This window comes from Mesorhizobium waitakense (assembly GCF_056431085.1).
On record NZ_JBWKME010000204.1, the window covers coordinates 40,912 to 61,532 of the forward strand.

Sequence of the window (20,621 nt, forward strand, 5' to 3'; positions counted from 1 at the left end):
CGCTTACACGTCGCCTTTGACGACGCCGACAAACGGCAATTCGCGAAAGGCATGCGCAACGTCCATGCCGTAGCCGACGACGAAATAGTCGGGACAGTCGAAGCCGACATAGTCGGCGTTGAGTGAGGTCTGGCGGCGCATGCGCTTGTCGAGCAGCACGGCGATGGCGCAGCTCTTGGCGCCGCGCGACAGCATCAGGTCGCGGGTGAAGCTCAGCGTCTTGCCTGATTCGAGAATGTCGTCGATCAACAGCACGTCGCGGCCGGCGACCTCATTGTCGATGTCGCGCAGCACCCTCACCTCGCCGCTGGTGGTGCCGGCGCCGTAGCTGGAAATGAAGATGAATTCGACCTCCGGCGACAGGCCGACATCATGCATGGCGCGGATGAGGTCGGCGGCGAAGATGAACGAGCCCTTCAGCACCGAAATCACCAGCAGATCATGGTAGTCGTGGCCGGCGATCTCCTTGGCGAGCTCCAGATTGCGCCGTGCGATCGCCGATGCCGAAAACAGGACCTCGATGTCCTTGCCGCGTACGTTTGGCATTGGTGGTCTTCCCCGGTGATCGCCTATTGGGCGAAAGTGACCAAAACGGTTCTTACGCCGTTCTTAGGCACGTCGAGCCGGCTGGCAAAGCCGAATCTTTCGCCCGACGCCAGCGAACGACCGGATGTTCCCAACGAATAGCGGGTCGTGCGCCCGTCATTGCCGGTCACCCGGATTTCGAGCGGCGGCAGCGGCGCCGGTTTCGCGCCGTCATTGGCGGCCTCGCCATCGACGAACAGCACGGGGTTCGGTCCGGAGGCATCGACGCGTGACGTGACGCCTGAAATGCTCAGCGCCGACGCCTGCGCACTGGACAGGAACGGCGCCTGGCGCACCAGCGCATGCCCTCCGGAGACCCAGAAAGCGGCGAACGCGGCACCAATGCCGGCGATCCAGAAGATCGGCCCGCCGCGTGAAGCCGGTGGCCGCTCCGCCGGGGCCTCGGGCTTGCGCAGCATGTCCATGCCCTCGATGGGCGGCGTGACGATCGCGCGTGGCAGCGGCGAAACGCTTTCCGCGGCGGGGACAAGGCGCGGCATCACCACATAGTCGGCATCGACGATGTCAGCCGCTGGAGCGCGCATGAACCAGTCCGTTGCGGCAATTGCCGCCGGATCGGTCATGATTTCGCCGGAAACCGGGCGCGCGGTTCTATCATCAGCCATCATGGCCCCAGCATTGCAGCACGTGTTCGCTTTTCGTTTCTTTTGCGTAAACACAAATGGTTAACGCTTCCCCACCGGAGCCCTCGTGAAGAGCCGAAAAAGCCCAAGAATTAACCGCCGGTTAACCATGCCGGCCGATGGTCATTACCCAGAACAGGCTGGCTCGCTGCCGCCGCGAATTTCAGGTCGCCGAAATTGATTCGCTTCGAAAATGTCGGCCTCCGCTATGGCATGGGTCCGGAAATCCTCCGTGACATCTCCCTGCACATTCCGGAGCGCTCCTTCCAGTTCCTGAGCGGGCCTTCGGGTGCCGGCAAGACGACGTTGCTGCGCCTGCTGTTCATGTCGTTGAAGCCGACGCGCGGGCTGATCACCATTTTCGGCAAGGACCGCTCGCGCATCTCGCGCGCCGAACTGCCGCATTTGAGGCGTCGTATCGGTGTGGTGTTCCAGGACTTTCGCTTGCTCGACCATATGACCACCTACGAGAACGTGGCCTTGCCGCTGCGCGTGCGCGGGCGCGAGGAGGCGAGTTACCGCACCGATGTCACCGAGCTGTTGAAATGGGTCGGGCTGGGCGAGCGCATGCATGTGCTGCCGCCAGTTCTGTCCGGCGGCGAGAAGCAGCGTGCGGCGATCGCCCGTGCGCTGATCGAGCAGCCGGAGATCCTGCTGGCCGACGAGCCGACCGGCAATGTCGATCCGCCGCTGGCGCGACGCCTGCTGCGGCTGTTTATCGAGCTCAATCGTCTCGGCACCGCCGTGGTGATCGCGACCCATGACCTTGGCCTGATGGAACAGGTCGACGCGCGCCGCATGATCCTGGCCGGCGGAAGGTTGGACATCTATGACTGAGCTGTCCGCCGAACATCTTGAACAGCAGGAGCAGGACGCCGAGGCGGCCGAGGCGAGGCCGCGTGCCCAGCGCAGGATGGCGCCGATCGTGCCGGCGCAGAACATCGCCGGCCGGGCGCTGGTGCTGGTCATCGCCATCATGACCTTCCTGTCCTGCCTGACCTTCGGCGCGGTAACGCTGGTGCGTGACACCGCCTCGGTCTGGGAGAACCAGATTTCGCGCGAGGCGACGATCCAGATCAAGCCGGTCGACGGCCTCGACATGGAGGCCGCCCTTGCCCGGGCCTCGCAGATGGCCAGCGAGTTTCCCGGCGTGAAGGCGACCCGGATCATCGATCGCGACGCGACGGCGAGGCTCCTGGAGCCGTGGCTGGGCTCCGGCCTCAACATCGACGAACTGCCGGTGCCGCGCCTGATCATCGTCACCATCGACGAGAGCAGCCCGCCCGATTTCGCCGCCATGCGCGCCGCGATCACGCCGAAATTGCCTAGCGCATCGCTCGACGATCACCGCACCTGGGTCGACCGGCTGGTGGCCATGGCCCGCACCACGGTGACCATCGGCATCGCCGTGCTGGCGCTGATGCTGTCGGCGACCGTGCTGACCGTGGTGTTCGCGACGCGCGGCGCCATGGCCGGCAATGGCCACATCATCGAAGTGCTGCATTTCGTCGGTGCCGAGGCGCGCTTCATCGCGCGCGAATTCCGCCGGCATTTCCTGGTCACCGGCATGAAGGGTGCCGCCGCCGGCGGAGCCGCGGCAGTGCTCGTGTTCATCGTCTTTTCCTGGTGGTCGTCGCGCAACATGGCGACGCCGCAGGCCGACCAGGCGACCGCGCTGTTCGGCAATTTCGCCATCGGTTCGGCGGGCTATCTCGGTGTCGTTCTCATGGTGCTGGTGATCGGCGGGCTGACGGCGGCAACCTCGCACGCCACTGTCGTCGCCTATCTCAGCGACATCGAGGTCCGCCAGCCGGATGCCGGCTAATTCACGTCGCTTGGAAGCAGAGACCAGTTCGGGACAATGACATCGATAGAAACAGGATGATCACGGATGGAGAATTGGCGTAACGCAAAGTGCGTCTTTCTACTACCCAAAGCCACATTTGGGGATTAACCATATGGCGATGGACGCGCGGCAAACGACCGGGACGGCTGGGCAGATGCCAGTGGTGGTTGCTCATTCGCGCGACCACGGCAAGGTCAGCCGCCTGAAAGCCGCTCTGCGCCTGTCCGCGCTTTCCCTGCTCATCCTCGCAACTCTGTTTGCCGGCGGCTTTGGCTGGTTCGCCAACAAGGTCAGCCACCTGACGACGCCCGCCAATCCGGCCAAGGCCGACGCAATCATCGTTTTGACCGGCGGCCAGTCCCGCCTTGACGCCGCCATGGATCTGCTGGCGTCGGGCAAGGGCGAGCGGCTGCTGATCAGCGGCGTGCATCCTTCCGCCAGCCGCCGCCAGCTGCAGGCGGCGATCGGTGGCGACAAGCGCTTGTTCTCCTGCTGCGTCGACATCGACCGCGCCGCGCTGGACACGATCGGCAATGCCGAGGAGAGCGCCAAATGGGTGGAGAGCCATGCCTACGGCACGGTGATCCTGGTCACCAACAACTATCATATGCCGCGCAGCCTGCTGGAAATGGGCCGGCTGCTGCATGGCGCCAAGCTCGAACCATATCCGGTGGTCAACACCAGCCTCGACAATGGCAGCTGGCTGACCAAGCCGCGCGCATTGCGCGTGCTGTTCACCGAATACAATAAATATCTGCTGGCGCTGGCGCGCGGCATCGTGCCGATGAAGCCGACGCCGGACGGCATCGCACTGGCCGAGACCGCGGCCGGCGGCTGAACCATCATTCCCCGGTGGCGGCGCCTGCCCCGGCTGCAGCGCCTGAAATCCCCTTGAGGCGCGCGATCTCCTGTTCGAGGCGCTCGATACGCCTGTCCCGTTCACCCAGCGCCGCTGCCACGTCAGCCGCCTCGAACCGCTGCGGAATATGTTGCGGGCAATTGGAGTCCCAGGCCGAGACCGTGAACAGGATGACCTGCTCGGGACGCGCCTTGTAGTTCTGCGGCATCAGCCTCGCCATCAGCTCGGCATCGTTCTCGACGACGCGGGCCGTGCCCCAGATCTTGATGCGTTGCCGGTGGGCATAGTCGATCAGGAACAGGAAGGCCTGCTGATTGTCGGCCAGGTTGCCCTGCGTGATGAACTGCCTGTTGCCGGCAAAATCCGCAAAGCCGATCGTGTGTTGATCCAGCACCTTGAGAAACCCGGCGGGTCCACCGCGATGCTGGATGTAGGGCTGGCCATCGCCATTGGCCGTCGACAGGAAGACACTGGTCTGCATCTCGATGAAGGCGGCAAGGTCGGGCATGATATCAGCCTGCCAGCCACCACGCTCCTCGACGCGGGCATAGGACTGGCGTGAGCCCTTGCGGGCCTGGATCGCCTTGACGGTCGGCGTGAAGGCGACGTCGCTGGTGAAAGCATGAGCATTCATGAAAGCCTCCTCGCCCGGACGATCCTAAAGCCCAAGCTCCGACAATGACGGGTGGTCGTCCGGGCGCCGGCCGAGCGGCCAGTGATATTTGCGATCCGCCGCGCCGATCGGCAGGTCGTTGATGCTGGCGATGCGCAGGCGCATCAGCCCGTGTTCGTCGAATTCCCAGTTCTCGTTACCATAGCTGCGGAACCATGAGCCGCTGTCGTCGTGCCATTCATAGGCGAAGCGCACGGCGATGCGGTTGCCGTGGAAGGCCCAAACCTCCTTGATCAGTCGGTAGTCCAGTTCGCGGCTCCATTTACGCGTCAGGAACGCCTGGATGGCATCGCGGCCGTGCAGGAATTCGGCGCGGTTGCGCCAGCGGCCATCAACTGTGTAGGCAAGCGCCACCCGGGCCGGATCGCGCGAATTCCAGGCATCCTCGGCCATGCGCGCCTTCTGCGCGGCGGTCTCGGCGGTAAATGGCGGCAGCGGTGGCCGGGCTTCGGACATGGGATTCCTCTGCGGGGGTGGAAGGTGAGGGCCAGCAACCTGACCCTCGCCGATTTCAGGCTGCGTCGCGGACGGAGACAACCGGAAAGTCGATCTCCGTCTTGGCAACTTCATTGATATAATTGGTCCACGTGTTCAAAGCGACGTGCTGGACGATCTCGATGATCTGAGCATCATCATAACCTGCAAGCCGGACGGCGCTGAGATCCTCTTCGCCGATATGGCCGCGATTGCGCGCAACCTTGGCGGCGAAGCGCACGGCTGCTGCTGCCTTGGGATCGGTGGATCCGCCGCCGCGGTTAGCGGTCATTTCGGCGTCGTCGAGCTTGGCAAGGTTCCTGCCGAGATAGGTATGAGCTGAAAGACAATAGTTGCAGCCATTGATCTCGGCGACCGCCAGCGCGATGCGCTCGCGCGTCGGCGCCGGCAAACGGCCCTTGGCAAGCGCTCCTGACATGCCGAGATAGCCTTCGAGTGCGGCCGGACTGTTGGCGACCATCCGAAACAGGTTCGGCACGACACCGAGTTGCTTCTCGACAGCGCGCAGCATGGGCTGCGCTGCGACGGGTGTGGCCGCTATGGATGCGGGTGTTGGGATACGGGGCATACGCTTTCCTTTGTGTGAACTGCCCGCTCGATATGCGCTCTTCCATCTTTTAGATGTAGATGGCATATCTGCAACTTATCCTTCCAATATTCGGAAGAAGCGATGGATCGCCTCGAGGCCATGTCCCTTTTCGTCGCCGCAGTGGAGGCCGGCAGCCTGTCCGCGGCAGGACGCCGCCTCGGCATTCCACTGGCGACGGTCAGTCGCAAGGTCTCGGATCTGGAAGGGCATCTGAAGACGCGCCTGCTCAACCGCTCGACGCGCCGGCTGGCATTGACCGACGCGGGACACTCGTATCTTGCCGCATGCCGGCGGATCCTGGATGAGGTGGGCGAGGCCGAGCGTGCGGCTGCGGGCGAATACAGCACCCCGACGGGCGAACTTATCATCACTGCGCCGCTTGTCTTCGGGCGCCTTCATGTGCTGCCGGTCGTCACTGCCTTCCTCGCCGCCTACCCGCAAGTCGATATCCGCCTGACGCTCGGGGACAGAGTAACCCAGCTGATCGAGGAGCATATCGATCTCGCCATCCGCATCGGCCGGCTTCCGGACTCCAGCATGGTCGCCATCCGCGTCGGCTCGATCCGGCAAGTCGTTTGCGCGAGCCCGGCCTATCTGGCCGAACACGGCACACCGAAGGCGCCGAAAGATCTGGGCGTACACAGCTGCATCACCTTCGAGGGACTAACCTCCCCCGCCGCCTGGACATTCGCTTCGGACAAGGCCGAATTTCGCGTTCCCGTCCGCTCGCGGCTTCAGGTCAATACCGCCGAGGCTGCCATCGATGCGGCGATTGCCGGCGTCGGGCCGACAAGGGTGCTGTCCTACCAGATCGATGATGCGCTGCGCGCGGACACGCTGCGCGTCCTGCTGCAGGAGTTCGAACCGGAACCGTGGCCGGTAAGTCTCGTACACACCGGCCAGGGCCTGCTGCCGCTGAAACTGCGCGCTTTTCTCGATTTCGCCGCACCGCGCCTGCGAGAACGGCTGGCTCAGTTGGTCTAGCTGAGCCGTGCCGTCCGGAGGAGGACCTTGGCTCATTGCCGGTCAGTGCGATCTGCGGCCATTGCGCCGTTTCCTTTTTCTCGGCGCTTGGTGTAACCAACGCCTACCTCCTCACCGGGCCTCCCCCTATGCTCTATGTCCGATCGCTGGCGTTCAATTTCGTCTTCTACGTCAATCTGATCGTCCAGATGATCCTCTGGACCCCCTATTATTTCCTGTCGCCCCGGCACCGCGCCTGGTTCGTGCCGAAGTTCTGGTCGCGCACCTCGATGTGGCTCTATGCCAAGATCGCCGGCACCAGCAACGACATCACCGGCCAGGAAAACCTGCCCGAAGGGTCTTTTATCCTGGCGCCCAAGCATCAATCGTTCTGGGACGCGATCGCCTTCTTCCCGTTCCTCCAGGATCCGCTCTACATCCTCAAGCGCGAGCTGACCTGGATTCCGTTCTTCGGCTGGTACATCATGAAGATGCGCATGATCCCGGTCGACCGCGGCAGCCGCTCGAAGGCGTTGAAGGCGGTGGTCGCCGCCACCAGGCAGGAAATGGCGCGCAACCCACGCCAGCTGATCATCTATCCCGAGGGGACGCGCCGCGCGCCCGGCGACGAGCCGGCCTACAAATACGGCATCGTCGAAATCTATTCGCAGCTTGGCGTTCCCGTGGTACCGGTCGCCCATGTCGCCGGTCTCTACTGGCCGCGCCGCAAATTCCTGCGCTACCCCGGCACGATCAAGGCGCGGTTCCTGCCGCCGATTCCCCCCGGACTGGGCAAGGACGAATTCATGGCGCGGCTGATCGGCGAAACCGAGGCTGCCTGTGACCAGCTTCTCATCGAGGCATCCCGCGCGCCCAACCCGCCGGCCTTGCCGTCGACAGCGGCGAAGCGGTTGCGGGAACTCGGCGCGAAAGCCTGAAAAGCTCCGAGCCGACACTCAGCCGAACACGGCCAGCGCGGTGGTCAACACCAGCGTTGCGGCAAAGACCAGATTGATGATCCGCGAAGCGGCCGGCCTGCGGAGGAACCGGGCGAAAGCCGCTCCCGCAACGAGCCACAAAGCGTGGATGGCGACGATCATCAGCGCGAGGACGGTCAGCTTGAGCCGCATGCCGATATCGGCGGCGCCTTGGCTCGACGAAGCGCCGGCGAACACGGCGGCGATCGCCACATAGGCTTTTGGGTTGGCGATAGCCAACAGGAACCCGGCCAGCCATGTTGGGCGCGAAGCCTCGGCCGCGCGCGCCGCCAATGGCGGAGCCGTGGCGATCTTGAACGCGAGATAGAGGATGTAGGCGCCGGACGCGAAAGCCAGCAGCGGCGCCAGCAGCGGCATCGACGTGAGCACCGCCATGACCCCGGTGGCCACGACCAGCAGCACGGCGACCGTGCCCAGCACGATCCCGCAGGTATAGCGCACGGAGTGGCGCAGGCCGAAGGCAGCACCGACGGCGGTGACGCTTATCGTTGCCGGTCCCGGGCTGCCCATCACCACGGTAGCGGCAAGCACCAGCGCGAACAGCTGGCGCCAAAGATCCGGCTGCGAAGGAAAAAGTTCGGCCATCTCACCCTCTGCCTTGCCTCGTGCGAAGGAACCGTATGGCAAGACAGTAGGGTGGTCTTGGACGTTCGTGAGCAGCGGCCGCCGGAAGCTTCAGCCGCTTGCCTTGTCGAGCTCGGCCATGTCGTCGGCGATCAATTTCAGCGACGCCGCCTTGATCAGGCTGTCCATCTGCTCACGCCTGGTGGCGCTGGCGATCGGCGCGGTGACGCCTGGCCGTGCGATAACCCAGGCAAGCGCTACCTCCGCCTGCTTGGCCGAATGCCTGGCCGACACCGCGTCGAGCGCCGCAAGGATGCGCGTGCCGCGCGCGTTGAGGTAGTCTTTCACACCGCCGCCACGCAGGCTTTGGCCGAGATCGGCCTCGCTGCGGTATTTGCCGCTGAGGAAGCCCTTGGCCAGGCTGAAATAGGTGATGACGCCGATATCCTCGGCCACGCACAGATCGCGCAACGGCCCGTCGAAGGAGGAGCGATCGTAGAGATTGTATTCCGGCTGCAGCACCTCGTAGCGCGGCAGGCTGCGCAGGCTCGCCACATCGAGTGCCGCGCGTAACTGGCCGGCGTCGAGGTTCGAGCAGCCGGCATAGCGGATCTTGCCCTTGGCGAGCAGCTTCTCGTAGGCGCCAAGGGTTTCCTCATAGGGCGTGGTCGGATCCGGCCAGTGCGACAGATAGAGGTCGATGACATCGGTCTGAAGCCGCTTCAGCGACGCGTCGACGGCCTTTTCGATATAGGCTGCGGACAAGTCCTTGTGGCCCTGCCCCATATCCGAGCCAACCTTGGTGACCACCACGACGTGATCGCGATTGCCACGGTCCTTCATCCACTTGCCGATGATGGTTTCCGATTCGCCGCCCTTGTGGCCTGGCACCCAGCGCGAATAGGCGTCCGCCGTGTCGATGGCGTTGAGACCGGCCCCGACGAAGCGGTCTAGCAGATCGAACGACGTTTTCTCGTCGGCGGTCCAGCCGAAGACATTGCCGCCCAGAACCAGCGGCGCGATGGAAAGGTCGGTGCGACCAAGGCGGCGTTTCTGCAAGGCGTATCTCCGGGATGATTGGGGGCCAGTGAATGCAGCCCTGGCTGAGGTTCGGGACCTAACCTAGGTCTTCCCTTATCGAGGTCAAAGGCCTGGCGGCCTTTTCCGCAGAGCCAGCGCTTCACAAAGGCGCTACCCGGCGCGCGACATCCTCCAGCCAGTGGTCGCTTATGCCCAGCGCCTCAAGGTGTTCCAGCGTGCTGATCACATAGTCCTCATTGTTGCCGGACTGGCCGACCGCGCCGCGCACCACGGCCGCTGCATGCGCCGCGTCGAGCGCGCCGGCGTATTGCTCGTGCTGGCGGTCGACGATGTAGGCCACGGCTTCGACCGTCCGGCCGCCGTCAAGGCGAATCTTGAGCGTCCGTTCGAGATAGACGTTGGTGACCAGCTCGCGCTCGCGCAGATAGGCGATGACCTCGTCGCGCAATTCGCCGGGCACGCGGAACGCCAAACCGACGCAGGAGCCACCACGGTCAAGACCGAGCACCAGCCCCGGCCGCTGACGCGTGCCGCGATGCACGAAGGAATAGACGCACAGCGAGCGCCGGTAGCCGTGCAGGCGGGCGCGCTGTGTCTCGACATGCGCGAAACCCGGCCGCCAGATCAGCGACCCATAGCCAAACACCCAAAAATCGCCCATATCGCCGCGCCTGATTGTAAAGAATGGCAGCACCACACCGGAATCGGTGTTTTTTCCGTCCGCCTCTGTCTACTTGTTGTTGTCGGAATCGCGAGTCCGCCTACAACACCCATGCGTTAACGAGAGCCAAAGCATGACGTCAAGTGACGAACGCCAACCGAAGCGCCGACGCCTCCTGTTCTGGCTTGCCGCGTTCATTGTCGTGCTGTTCGCCATTTACAGCGCTGGCTGGTTCTACCTAGCTGACCGGGTCCGAAGTGAAGCCGACAAGGCGATTGCCTCGCTCAACAAGAGTGGCGTCGAGGCCGGCTGTGCCAATCTCCAAGTCAGCGGCTATCCGCTGAGCTTTGCCGTCTCCTGCGACAATCTCGCTTATGAGGACGATGCCAGGAACATCGCCGCCTCGGCCGGCAGCTTCAATGCCATCGCCCAGATCATCCAGCCGCTGTCGCCGGTGGCCGATCTGCGCGGTCCGCTCAGGACCTCCGTTCCAGGCATGATGCCGCTGTGGATCGACTGGGACAATCTGCAAGCCAACGTCAAACTGTCATGGCCTCTGCCACGGCGGATTTCACTGAAGGCCGAGGGTCTGTCCGGCCAAACCGATCCGGCTGATGACACCGATCCGGTCGAACTGTTCAGTGCCGGCAAGGCGGACAGCCAATTGCAGCCGAACGGTGAGGATATCAACTATCTCGGCAATTTCAGCGATCTCGAGATCGATGCCGAGGCGATCGGCGGACGGGTGCTGCCGGCGCTCGATGCCAGCGGCGACGTGACGCTGAAGAATGGCGTCGCGCTGATCGGCAGGCAAGTGAAGAGCCTGCGCGGCCAGGCGATCGAGATCCGCAACCTCGACCTGTCGTCAGGCACGGCGCGCGTCACCGTTTCCGGACCACTGTCGGTCGATGCCGAGGGTCTCATCGACGCCGACCTGACGATCACGCTGAAGGATCCGAAGGCCGTGGCGGCGATCCTCGGCGGTGCCATCCCCGAGCAAAAAACGCAGATCGAGCAGGGCTTTGCTGGCTTGGCGCTGCTCGGCAACCAGCCGTCGATGCCGCTCAAGGTGGTCAAGGGCAAGGCCTCGCTCGGCTTCATTCCGCTGGGCAAGATCAAGCCGGTGGAATAGCGCATCGATGGCAAAAACCGTGAGACTGCTGAGTGTCGGCGCGCTGACGCTGGATACGATCCTGCGTGTCGAGACGCTACCCGGCCACCAAGGCAAGTTCATCGCCTCCGACGGAGTCCAGATCGCCTCGGGCATGGCGACGAGCGCGGCCTGCGCTGCACATCGCCTGGGCGCCGACGTATCGCTGTGGGCGAGCGCGGGTGACGATTCCGTCGGCGATCAACTGATCGCCGGAATCGAGGCGGAAGGCATCGATTGCAGCTTCGTGCGCCGCGTCAACGGCGCCCGCTCTGCGCTGGCCTCGATCCTTGTCGACACGCATGGCGAGCGCATCATCGTGCCCTTCTACGACAGTCAAGCTCAAGCCGATCCCGAGGCGCTACCGGTCGCCGACCTCTCCGCATTCGATGCCGTGCTGGCCGATGTCCGCTGGCCGGGTGCTGCAGCACTTGCCCTGGAGGCGGCGCACGCCATCGGCCGGCCGGCGATCCTCGATGCCGATACCGCGTCAAGGGACGTGCTGGAACTGCTGCTGCCGCTGGCATCCCATATCGTCGCTTCTGAACCGGCGGCGCGCATTCTGTGCGGTTTGGAACTGGATTCGCGCCAGGCGTGTGAGGCACTTGCGCTGCGCGGCGATGCGTTTGTCGCGGTTACCGGCGGCGCGGCTGGCACCTGGTGGTTCGATCGCGCGACGGGATCATCGCGACATGTCGCGGCGCCGAAAATCAAGGCGGTCGACACGCTGGCCGCCGGCGATGTCTTTCACGGCGCCTTCGCCGTCGGGCTGGCGGAAGCCATGCCGGTCGAGCAGGCCTTGCGCTTTGCCAGTGCGGCCGCCGCGCTCAAATGCCTGCGCTTCGGCGGCAGGCTGGGCGCGCCGGACCGGGCCGAGACGCTGGCGATGATGAAAAGCCACTGGCCAGCAGGCTGAAGAACCGATCTATGCCTTCGCCGGGTGCTCGACCGCCTGACGGCCGAAATCGGGGACGTCGATGTCCTGGCCGGCCTCGATGATCGAGCGGCGCACAGCGCGGGTGCGGGTGAACAGGTCGAACAGCTTTTCGCCGTCGCCCCAGCGGATCGCCCGCTGCAGCGACGCCAGATCTTCCGAGAACCGCGCCAGCATTTCAAGAATGGCGTCCTTGTTGTGCAGGCAGACGTCGCGCCACATGGTCGGATCCGAGGCGGCGAGACGGGTGAAATCGCGAAAACCTGAAGCCGAATATTTGATCACTTCGGACTTTGTCACCGACTGCAGATCGTCGGCGGTGCCGACGATGTTGTAGGCGATGATATGCGGCAGGTGCGAGACGATGGCCAGCGTCATGTCGTGATGCTGCGGGTCCATGGTGTCGATGTTGGCGCCGCAACGGCGCCAGAATTCCGACAGCCTCTCCAGCGCATCCGGGTCGGTGTCGGGCAGCGGGGTGAAGATGCACCAGCGATTGTCGAACAGGTCGGCGAAACCGGCATCGGGGCCGGATTTTTCCGTGCCCGCCAGGGGGTGGCCCGGAATGAAATGCACGCCATCAGGCACATAGGGCTGCATCTGCGCAATCACCGATGCCTTGGTCGAGCCGACATCGGTGAGGATCGCACCCTGCTTCAGTGCCGGCGCGATTTCCTCGGCCACAGCGCCCGACGAGCCGACCGGCACCGAGACGATGACCAGATCGGCATCGCGGACCGCTTCCTTCGCATCAGTGGAGTAGGAGGAGCCGAGCCCAAGCTCTTGCGCCCGCGCCAATGTCGCGGCACTGCGGGTCGAGATGGCGACGTGACGGGCGAGGCCCTCGCGACGGATGACGCGGGCCAGTGACGAGCCGATCAGGCCGATGCCGACCAGCGCGATCTTTTCAAACATCGGTGATGTCATGGTGTTCTAGCTTTTCAGGAATGTCGTGAGAGCAGCGACAACGCCGCGATTGGCCTCTTCGGTGCCGACGGTCATGCGCAGTGCGTTGGGAAAGCCGTAGCCGGAAACGCGCCGCAGGATATAGCCCCGCGCCGTCAGATAATCGTCCGCCGCGGCAGCCGAATGGTTCTGGTCGTCGGGAAAATGGATCAGGATGAAATTGCCGACGCTTGGCGTCACCCGCAGCCCGAGCTTGCCAAACTCCCCGTTCAGCCATGTGAGCCAGGTTTCGTTGTGCATCACGCTGCGTTGGACGTGGTCGCGGTCACGGATAGCGGCGATGCCGGCCTCGATCGCCGTCGCATTGACGTTGAAAGGGCCACGCACACGATTGATGGCGTCGACGATGTGCATTGGAGCGTACATCCAGCCTATCCGCGCCCCGCCCAGGCCAATCTTGGAGAAGGTGCGGGTCATCACCACGTTCTCGGCGCCGCCGACCAGTTCGATGCCGGCTTCATAGTCGTTGCGGCGGACATATTCGGCGTAAGCCGCGTCGAGCACCAGAAGCACATTTCTAGGCAGGCCGGCATGCAGGCGGCGCACTTCCTGGAACGGCACATAGGTGCCGGTCGGGTTGTTGGGATTGGCAAGGAATATGATTTTCGTGCGCGGCGTGACGGCGGCCAGCATCGCATCGATGTCGGCACGCTCATCGGTCTCCTTGACCGCGACCGGAGTTGCGCCGGCCGACTGGATGTAGATCTTGTAGACCATGAAGGCGTGTTCGGTGAAAATCGCCTCGTCGCCGGGAGCGAGATAGGTCTGCGCCAGAAGGCCGAGAATTTCGTCGGAGCCGTTGGAACAGATGATGTTCTGCGCGTTGAGACCATGCACCTCGGCGATCGCCTCACGCAGCCGCCTGGCGGTGCCATCGGGATAGACGTCGAGCTTCGCAGCAATCTCCCGCGCGGCCTCGATCGCCTTCGGCGACGGACCCAGCGGGTTCTCGTTCGACGACAGCTTGTAGACCTTGGCGACGCCGGCGGGCGCCGTGCTCTTGCCCGGCACATAGGCGTCGATGTCCATGATGCCCGCGCGCGGGGTTGGACGTGCCTTGTCCGGTGTCTGGCTCATGTTGCAAAATCCGTCGAGAACGCTTCCGTCTGGAAGCCGCAGCGGAAATACAAGCCACGGCCCGCAATGTCGAGAGGTGGCAGCCTCCGGACCGCGGCTGGCGGTTGACGCCGGCGCCCCACAGTCCTAGAAGAGGTGCGAAATTCCGTGGTGATTTGGCCGGTCGGCTTGCAGCCACGTTAAACAACTTGCTAAAGGGCCGTTTGCATCCTGTAACCGGCTTTGCGACGGCAATGCCGGTTTTTTGTTGTCCGCGCCGGCCGGACACCGCATCGGCATCGATTTTCGAAACGCACGGTGCGTGGATTCAAAGTGTGAGATGGATGCAATGGCCGCTCTGCGCGCTGGAAAAACCAACAACGAGGCTGATCAACCGTCGAGCCCGGTTCTGCGTTTTGGGCCCGACAAGCCGCTCAAACTCGATGCAGGCACGCTGCTGTCGCCGTTCCAGATCGCCTACCAGACCTACGGCACGCTGAACGACGCCCGTTCCAACGCCATCCTCGTCTGCCATGCGCTGACGGGCGACCAGCATGTCGGCAGCACCAATCCGGTGACCGGCAAGCCGGGCTGGTGGGAAGTGCTGATCGGCCCCGGCAAGATCATCGATACCAACCGTTTCTTCGTCATCTGCTCCAACGTCATCGGGGGCTGCCTGGGCTCGACCGGCCCGGCCTCGACCAATCCCGCCACCGGCAAGCCCTATGGGCTCGACCTGCCGATCATCACCATCCGCGACATGGTGCGCGCCCAGCAGATGCTGATCGACCATTTCGGCATCGAAAAACTGTTTTGCGTCCTCGGCGGCTCGATGGGCGGCATGCAGGTGCTGGAATGGGCGTCCAGCTATCCGGAGCGCGTCTTCTCGGCTCTGCCGATTGCCACCGGCGCGCGCCATTCCTCGCAGAACATCGCCTTCCATGAGGTCGGCCGGCAGGCCGTGATGGCGGATCCGGACTGGCATGGCGGCAAATATTTCGAGCACGGCAAGCGCCCGGAAAAGGGCTTGGCGGTGGCGCGCATGGCCGCCCACATCACCTATCTGTCGGAGGCTGCCCTGCATCGGAAGTTCGGCCGCAATCTGCAGGATCGCGAGGCGCTCACCTTCGGCTTCGACGCCGACTTCCAGATCGAGAGCTATCTGCGCCACCAGGGCATGACCTTCGTCGATCGCTTCGATGCCAATTCCTATCTCTACATGACGCGGTCGATGGATTATTTCGACCTTGCCGCCGACCATGGCGGCCGGCTGGCGGATGCGTTCGCCGGCACGAAAACCCGCTTCTGCCTGGTGTCCTTCACCTCGGACTGGCTGTTCCCGACCGAAGAGAGCCGCTCGATCGTTCATGCGCTCAACGCCGCCGGCGCGTCGGTATCTTTCGTCGAGATCGAGACAGATCGCGGCCACGACGCCTTCCTGCTCGACGAGCCGGAACTGTTTGCCGCCATCAATGGCTTCATCGGCTCCGCGGCACGGGCGCGAGGACTCGCATCATGAACGTCACCCGCAACCAGCGCGTCGACCTCGAAGTCGTCGCTAACCTCATCCCGCCACAGTCGCGCGTGCTCGACGTCGGTTCAGGCGATGGCTCGCTGCTCGAATTGCTGCAGGACACCAAGCAGGTCGACGGCCGCGGCCTTGAACTGTCGCAGCGTGGCGTCAACGAATGCGTGGCGCGCGGCTTGAGCGTCATCCAGGGCGATGCCGACAAGGATCTCGAGTTCTATCCCGACAAGGGCTTTGACTTCGTCGTCCTGTCGCAGACCCTGCAGGCCACCCGCAACCCGAAGCTGGTTCTCAAGGAACTGCTCAGGATCGGCAATCGCGCCATCGTGTCCTTCCCCAATTTCGGCCATTGGCGGGTCCGCATGTCGCTGTTCCTCAATGGCCGCATGCCGGTGACCACGGACCTGCCCTATTCCTGGTACGACACGCCCAACATCCATTTCTGCACCATCCGCGACTTCGTCAATCTGTGCGACGAGCTTGGCGCTACCGTGGAAAAAGCAACCGCGCTCGACGCCAATGGCCAGAAGATCGGCCTGTCGATGCCATGGTGGTTCTGGAACTTCTTCGGCCAGCAGGCGGTGTTCTTGCTGAAACGGTAATCCCGCCGCGCCATTGTCGACTTCACGCCTGGTCAAGGACATCCGTGGCCTTATGCGGATGCTCAACGCCATCAACGAAGATCACGTCGGCTTCCGAGTTGTCGGTCCGCAACGTCAGTATCGCCTGATAGGCGGCCGAGTTGTACCATCCGCGCACGTGTTGCCTGTCGGGAAATTCGATGATGATCAGGTGGCCCTGCCAATCGTTTTCGATGACCTCGACGTCGCCGCCATGGACCAGAAAACGACCGCCGAAAGGGGCCAGCGTGGCATCGATCTTCTGCAGATATTCGACGATCTGCGGACCCATCCGGGCTTGGCGCATATGGGCAACGGCGTAAGCAGTCATGACAGTACTCCCTCTGGGACCGAAGCCGACCAGCCGGCCTCGCGACGGCAATCTGCCCAAACACCGGCCGCGATGCGATTACGTCTGACGTAGTAGAATGCATTCGGATCATAGACGCGTCATTCATCGCAAGGGCGATTCGCAAGCATAGCGCGCGGCAATAGTGTTGCAGTTGAAGCGCTAGATACTGGAATTCGTCGTTTCACGCGCATTGAGCAGCATCCCGGTGGGGCGACAGGTACGTCTGTTTTTTGTAGCGTCGTGGCCAATACGGGGGATATGGAAGGGGGAGTCCGATCCATTTGACCGTCCTAAAGATCGAAAGACCTGGCAGGAAGCGTATTTTTTCGCTGGAAATGGCTGACGCAGTATGACCGGGAAGACAGAGCACGCTCCTCTCATCACGGTCATCACGCCGACTCACAACAGGCGTGAGGCGGTATTGCGCGCCGTGGAAAGTGTACTTTCCCAGAGCATGCCGAGGTTCGAGCATATTGTCGTCGACGATGGCTCGACGGACGGAACCGCGGCGGCACTGGCCGGCATTCGTGATCCGCGACTGATCTATGTCGGCGCGAAATGGCGAGGCGCCAATGCCGCCCGCAATGCAGGCATCGAGCGCGCGCGGGCACCCGTCGTGACGTTCCTCGATTCCGACGACGTCTATCTGCCGCACAGGCTCGAACGGACCCTGACCTGGTTCGATGCCAATCCGGCGCTCGAAGTGCTGATCAGCTCCTATGTCTCCCTGAAGGGCGGACGCGCCACCGATTGCATAAATCGCGATGCATTCCTAAACTCTGCCACGCTGGAGCGAACGCTGGTCGCGGAGACAATCTTGATCGCGGGATCGGCGATAACAGCGCGCCGCGAGGCGTTGCTGGCCATCGGCGGCTACGACAGCGACATCGCCCGGATGCAGGATCGGGAATTGCTGCTGCGCCTTGCCCGGCGCTTCGGCGCGCAATTGTCTCAGGACATCGACTGGACGAAGCACAATTCGGAGAATTCGATTTCGCGACGTCGCCACGGCTATGTCGAAGCCTATGCGAACCTGATGCGCAAACACCCGAATATTGCCCGCTCCTACCCGCATATCCCGCCCTACATGATCACGCGGCAGATCATTGCCGATGTTCTGAAGTGCCGAATCCCGGAAGCCTTCTCGGGCTATATGGCCAACCGCTCGTCGAAAGATCTCGGCTACTCGCTGCCCGAACTGATCAATGGCTATGTCTATGGCCGGCGCTGGCGCCGCGACCTTCACGAGGAGTTTCGCCAGAAGTTCGGCGTCCGTCCGGCCTGACCCTGTCACTACGACGAAGCTATCGGTCGAGCTCCGGAAAATACGGGTCCGAAAAAAACCGTCTGTCCCGCTCGCCTTTCAAGCAGTCGACAGGCGCAGCAGCGTCGACGGGGATGGCCGTCGCCTGAATGCCGCTCACTTCGAGGATCAGCTTGCGCCGGATGGCCGTAGAAAATTCGGCGGCAGCGTAAATCGGCAGCACAAAGGAACCAGGCCCTCCGGTCACGCACTGCGCATAGTACTGGTCGAGATGGCTGAAGGTTGGTGACGGATTGATCAGGATCGGCAGGCCGTTGATGACGATGCCTTTGGCGGTTGCCGCATCGCGCGTCGCGGTGACCGGCGGCCCGATATTGTTGGGACCATCGCCTGATATATCGATGACGCTGCGTTCGCCCTCGAAAGAAGTGCGATCGAAAATCTCGGTGCCGAAAGCCAGTGCACTGGAAATCGAAGTGCCGCGGAAGCTGCGGAACGGCCGGGCCGCGACCTTGTCGGCAAAGCTGTTGGCGCTCTCGGCGCTGTCGATGATTTGCCAGTCGATGATCGCGTCGTCGCGCACCGTGCCGGCCCATTCGAAATAGGCGAGCGCGATGCGGCCCGTCTTGCCGGCGCGGACAGCCTGGATGAAATCGGGATGCCGCAGCGCCTCGACATAACCGGCACGCTGCAGGGCAAACTCCTTCTCGTCCATCGACAACGAAATGTCGACCGCCAGCACCAGCTCGACATCGACCGCCAGCGCATCCGGCGGCGGGGCGGTCGGAGTAGCCTGGGCACAGGCAAGACAGGCAAGCAGGCGTAAAGCATCAAGCATGGCCGACGCCAGAGTTGTTTCTTCGCGAAATCTTCCTTCGCGATCGCGGCAAAATAAAGCTTGGAGCCCGTAACCGGGGAAAACAGCCTATTTCTTGCGGCGGGCGACCGCAGGCGGCGGGTCGATCGCACCGGCCCTGACGCGGACGGGTTTCAGCGCTTGCGCACCGGTATCCTTGACGATCGTCAACGCGCGCGGAAAGAACTGATTGTTGTGCAGCCCGCGTCCGATGTTGAGGATCGCGGTCCCGGGCAAGCGCTTCTCTAGCGTCGACAGCACGCGCCGCAGCGAGGGTCCGTCGAACGCGTCCAGGGCTTCGTCGATGATCACCCACTTCGGCTGCCGCAAGGCGAGCCTGGCGAAGGCCAGCGAACGCTGTTCGTCATCGCCCAGCTCATGCTCCCAGCGCGCGCTGCGATCGAGTGAGGACGACAGCCGTCCAAGCCCGACTTCGACAAGCACCGCCGAAATATCGGCGTCGCTCGCCGGCGCAGGTCCGTTCGGGTGATCGAGGACCTCGCGCAGAGTGCCGGCAGGGAAATACGGGACGCGCGGCACGAATATGGGGTTTTCTCCCGCCGGCAGGCCGATCCGCCCGCCACCCCATGGCCACAGGCCGGCAATGGCGCGGAAGAACAACGTCTTGCCGGCGCCGGGGTCGCCGGTGATCATGACGCGCTCGCCGGGACGGATTTCGACATGCTGGTCGGCAAGCTTGGTGCAGCCGTCCCGCGAGGCCACTTCGAGCTTCTCGAAAGTCAGGCTGCCATTGGCGTTTTCGCCGAAGGCAATGCGCCTTTCCTTGTCGTGCAGCACATCGGTCTCATTGAGCGCGATGCGGAAATCGGCGACGCGCATCAGCGTGGCGCGCCAGTCGGCGATGCTGCCGATGTTGTTGATGAACCAGCGCAAGGAAGAGTGAACCTGATTGAAGGCGCCGACCGCCATCATCAGCCCGCCAAAGCTGATATCGCCCGAGAAATAGACCGGCGAGGCGACCAGGATGGGTGCCACGACGGTGATCCAGCCATAGGTGTCGGTCACCCAGGACAGGTTGATCTGGGCGGTGTAGATGCGTCGCATGGCGCCAAGCACCGTACCGAGGTCGAGTCCGAGCCGTCGCCTGGCGTCGGCCTCGCCATGGTACAGCGCGATGGCATCGACATTCTCGTTGACGCGCACCATCGACGAGCGAAGCTCGGCTTCGCGTGTGTAGCGGTCGCTGTTGAGGCGGATCAGCGGTCGCCCGACCAGCCAGCTCAGCCAGGAGGCGGTGCCGGCATAGAGGATGGCGGCCCAGACCATGTAGCCCGGTATGGCCAGCGCGGTGCCGCCGATATGAAACACGAAGCCCGAGGACAGTTCCCACAACACGCCGACGAAGGATACGAGCAGGATACACGACTGCAGCAAGCCGACGCCGAGGTCGGTCGACAGGTCGGACAGATGCGCGGCATCCTGCTGCATGCGCTGGTCGGGATTGACGCCGATGGCGCCGGCATTGGCCAGACGGAAGGCCCGCACCGGCCGCATCCACTGGTCGATCAGATCCAACGTCAGCGCCTCGCGCAGCTTCAGCCTGATCATCTGGTTGAGCCAGGTCTGGCCGATGTTGAGCACCAGAAGTCCGCCGGCGATTGCCGCAAAGACGAGAAGCTGGTGCTGGAAGGCCGCCATGTCGCGGCGCGCAAGCGCATCGTAGAAAGGCTGGTTCCAGCGGTTGAGCAGGACCTGGCCGATCGACGTTGCGATGATGACGGCCATGATGCCGACCGATGTCCAGAGCAACCAGCTGCGAACCGGCGATCCCGTCAGCGCTTGCCTGATCGTCGCCACCTGATCGCCCAGGCTGCTGGCTTCGACCGCCACGGCAGCCGGCTGAACGGTGGCTGCATTGTCCAGTTGATCAGCCATAGCTGAGGTCCTTGCGTTCAGTGCTGAAACCGGATGGAGAGACTTGATCGCATCCGTCGTTCAAATGGGCTGCGAGCCCCC

General features: G+C 63.4%; 23 protein-coding genes and 1 riboswitch. Of the genes, 10 read left to right on the plus strand and 13 right to left on the minus strand.

Annotated elements, in window-relative coordinates:
* Window positions 1-3 precede the first annotated feature (3 nt).
* Entirely contained in the window at window positions 4-546 is a 543-nt protein-coding gene (gene hpt, locus AC07FD_RS37280) for a hypoxanthine phosphoribosyltransferase (protein ID WP_477228397.1), read from the minus strand.
* A gap of 23 nt (window positions 547-569) precedes the next feature.
* A complete protein-coding gene (locus AC07FD_RS37285; RefSeq protein ID WP_478353897.1) occupies window positions 570-1,214 on the minus strand; it encodes a hypothetical protein in 645 nt (214 codons plus the stop codon).
* A gap of 192 nt (window positions 1,215-1,406) precedes the next feature.
* Here AC07FD_RS37285 and ftsE point away from each other — a divergent pair, with 192 nt between their 5' ends.
* The 3 genes from ftsE (at window position 1,407) to AC07FD_RS37300 (ending at window position 3,913) form a co-directional block, all read left to right on the plus strand.
* A complete protein-coding gene (gene ftsE / locus AC07FD_RS37290) occupies window positions 1,407-2,066 on the plus strand; it encodes a cell division ATP-binding protein FtsE (protein WP_027023302.1) in 660 nt (219 codons plus the stop codon).
* Window positions 2,059-3,054 (plus strand): cell division protein FtsX, encoded by a 996-nt coding sequence (locus tag AC07FD_RS37295; protein ID WP_478353898.1) that lies wholly within the window; start codon window positions 2,059-2,061, stop codon window positions 3,052-3,054. The genes ftsE and AC07FD_RS37295 overlap by 8 nt, the downstream gene beginning before the upstream one ends.
* Before the next feature lie 133 nt (window positions 3,055-3,187).
* Window positions 3,188-3,913: a YdcF family protein gene (locus tag AC07FD_RS37300; RefSeq protein ID WP_478353899.1), complete on the plus strand. Its 726-nt coding sequence runs from the start codon at window positions 3,188-3,190 to the stop codon at window positions 3,911-3,913.
* A gap of 4 nt (window positions 3,914-3,917) precedes the next feature.
* On the opposite strand, the gene AC07FD_RS37305 is transcribed toward AC07FD_RS37300, so the two are convergent.
* Genes AC07FD_RS37305 through AC07FD_RS37315 form a run of 3 tightly spaced genes read right to left on the minus strand, consistent with a single transcriptional unit; the run spans window position 3,918 to window position 5,670 of the window.
* Window positions 3,918-4,568, minus strand: coding sequence for a pyridoxamine 5'-phosphate oxidase family protein (locus tag AC07FD_RS37305; RefSeq protein ID WP_478353900.1), 651 nt, complete (start codon window positions 4,566-4,568; stop codon window positions 3,918-3,920).
* A 24-nt stretch (window positions 4,569-4,592) separates the two neighbouring features.
* Window positions 4,593-5,063, minus strand: coding sequence for a nuclear transport factor 2 family protein (locus AC07FD_RS37310; protein ID WP_478353901.1), 471 nt, complete (start codon window positions 5,061-5,063; stop codon window positions 4,593-4,595).
* A gap of 55 nt (window positions 5,064-5,118) precedes the next feature.
* Window positions 5,119-5,670 carry a carboxymuconolactone decarboxylase family protein gene (locus tag AC07FD_RS37315; RefSeq protein ID WP_478353902.1) on the minus strand — a complete coding sequence of 184 codons (552 nt, stop codon included), beginning with the start codon at window positions 5,668-5,670 and terminating at the stop codon, window positions 5,119-5,121.
* A gap of 102 nt (window positions 5,671-5,772) precedes the next feature.
* On the opposite strand from AC07FD_RS37315, the gene AC07FD_RS37320 reads away from it, so the two are divergent.
* Together AC07FD_RS37320 and AC07FD_RS37325 are read left to right on the plus strand one after the other, a co-directional pair.
* Entirely contained in the window at window positions 5,773-6,675 is a 903-nt protein-coding gene (locus AC07FD_RS37320) for a LysR family transcriptional regulator (protein ID WP_478353903.1), read from the plus strand.
* 128 nt (window positions 6,676-6,803) lie between these two features.
* The gene (locus AC07FD_RS37325; RefSeq protein WP_478353930.1) at window positions 6,804-7,592 is read left to right on the plus strand and encodes a lysophospholipid acyltransferase family protein; all 789 of its coding nucleotides are present in this window, start codon (window positions 6,804-6,806) and stop codon (window positions 7,590-7,592) included.
* Window positions 7,593-7,610: 18 nt separating this feature from the next.
* Here AC07FD_RS37325 and AC07FD_RS37330 read toward each other — a convergent pair whose 3' ends face one another.
* The 3 genes from AC07FD_RS37330 to AC07FD_RS37340 all read right to left on the minus strand — a co-directional run bounded on the left by AC07FD_RS37330 (window position 7,611) and on the right by AC07FD_RS37340 (window position 9,918).
* Window positions 7,611-8,237: a LysE family translocator gene (locus AC07FD_RS37330; RefSeq protein WP_478353904.1), complete on the minus strand. Its 627-nt coding sequence runs from the start codon at window positions 8,235-8,237 to the stop codon at window positions 7,611-7,613.
* A 90-nt stretch (window positions 8,238-8,327) separates the two neighbouring features.
* Window positions 8,328-9,275: an aldo/keto reductase gene (locus AC07FD_RS37335; RefSeq protein ID WP_478353905.1), complete on the minus strand. Its 948-nt coding sequence runs from the start codon at window positions 9,273-9,275 to the stop codon at window positions 8,328-8,330.
* A 121-nt stretch (window positions 9,276-9,396) separates the two neighbouring features.
* Window positions 9,397-9,918, minus strand: a complete 522-nt coding sequence (locus AC07FD_RS37340) for a gamma-glutamylcyclotransferase (protein WP_457152227.1) — start codon at window positions 9,916-9,918, stop codon at window positions 9,397-9,399.
* A 133-nt stretch (window positions 9,919-10,051) separates the two neighbouring features.
* Between AC07FD_RS37340 and AC07FD_RS37345 the strand changes: the two genes are divergently transcribed.
* Window positions 10,052-11,050, plus strand: coding sequence for a DUF2125 domain-containing protein (locus AC07FD_RS37345; RefSeq protein WP_478353906.1), 999 nt, complete (start codon window positions 10,052-10,054; stop codon window positions 11,048-11,050).
* A 7-nt stretch (window positions 11,051-11,057) separates the two neighbouring features.
* A complete protein-coding gene (locus AC07FD_RS37350; protein WP_478353907.1) occupies window positions 11,058-11,984 on the plus strand; it encodes a sugar kinase in 927 nt (308 codons plus the stop codon).
* A gap of 9 nt (window positions 11,985-11,993) precedes the next feature.
* Here AC07FD_RS37350 and AC07FD_RS37355 read toward each other — a convergent pair whose 3' ends face one another.
* The gene (locus AC07FD_RS37355; protein WP_478353908.1) at window positions 11,994-12,929 is read right to left on the minus strand and encodes a prephenate/arogenate dehydrogenase family protein; all 936 of its coding nucleotides are present in this window, start codon (window positions 12,927-12,929) and stop codon (window positions 11,994-11,996) included.
* Window positions 12,930-12,935: 6 nt separating this feature from the next.
* Window positions 12,936-14,045: a histidinol-phosphate transaminase gene (gene hisC, locus AC07FD_RS37360; RefSeq protein WP_478353909.1), complete on the minus strand. Its 1,110-nt coding sequence runs from the start codon at window positions 14,043-14,045 to the stop codon at window positions 12,936-12,938.
* A gap of 137 nt (window positions 14,046-14,182) precedes the next feature.
* Window positions 14,183-14,260, plus strand: a riboswitch (SAM riboswitch).
* A 113-nt stretch (window positions 14,261-14,373) separates the two neighbouring features.
* Here hisC and metX point away from each other — a divergent pair.
* Window positions 14,374-15,543, plus strand: a complete 1,170-nt coding sequence (metX, locus tag AC07FD_RS37365) for a homoserine O-acetyltransferase MetX (protein ID WP_457153179.1) — start codon at window positions 14,374-14,376, stop codon at window positions 15,541-15,543.
* Complete coding sequence (gene metW / locus AC07FD_RS37370; protein ID WP_095084894.1) at window positions 15,540-16,154, plus strand: methionine biosynthesis protein MetW; 615 nt, start codon at window positions 15,540-15,542, stop codon at window positions 16,152-16,154. The genes metX and metW overlap by 4 nt, the downstream gene beginning before the upstream one ends.
* A 22-nt stretch (window positions 16,155-16,176) precedes the next feature.
* On the opposite strand, the gene AC07FD_RS37375 is transcribed toward metW, so the two are convergent.
* On the minus strand, window positions 16,177-16,503 hold the full coding sequence (locus tag AC07FD_RS37375; RefSeq protein WP_095084895.1) for a DUF1330 domain-containing protein: 327 nt from the start codon (window positions 16,501-16,503) through the stop codon (window positions 16,177-16,179).
* Window positions 16,504-16,873: 370 nt separating this feature from the next.
* On the opposite strand from AC07FD_RS37375, the gene AC07FD_RS37380 reads away from it, so the two are divergent.
* Window positions 16,874-17,809, plus strand: coding sequence for a glycosyltransferase family 2 protein (locus AC07FD_RS37380; protein ID WP_478353910.1), 936 nt, complete (start codon window positions 16,874-16,876; stop codon window positions 17,807-17,809).
* A gap of 19 nt (window positions 17,810-17,828) precedes the next feature.
* On the opposite strand, the gene AC07FD_RS37385 is transcribed toward AC07FD_RS37380, so the two are convergent.
* Both AC07FD_RS37385 and AC07FD_RS37390 read right to left on the minus strand, forming a co-directional pair.
* Window positions 17,829-18,626 (minus strand): DUF1194 domain-containing protein, encoded by a 798-nt coding sequence (locus AC07FD_RS37385; protein WP_478353911.1) that lies wholly within the window; start codon window positions 18,624-18,626, stop codon window positions 17,829-17,831.
* An 87-nt stretch (window positions 18,627-18,713) separates the two neighbouring features.
* Entirely contained in the window at window positions 18,714-20,540 is a 1,827-nt protein-coding gene (locus AC07FD_RS37390; RefSeq protein WP_478353912.1) for an ABC transporter ATP-binding protein/permease, read from the minus strand.
* Window positions 20,541-20,621 lie beyond the last annotated feature (81 nt).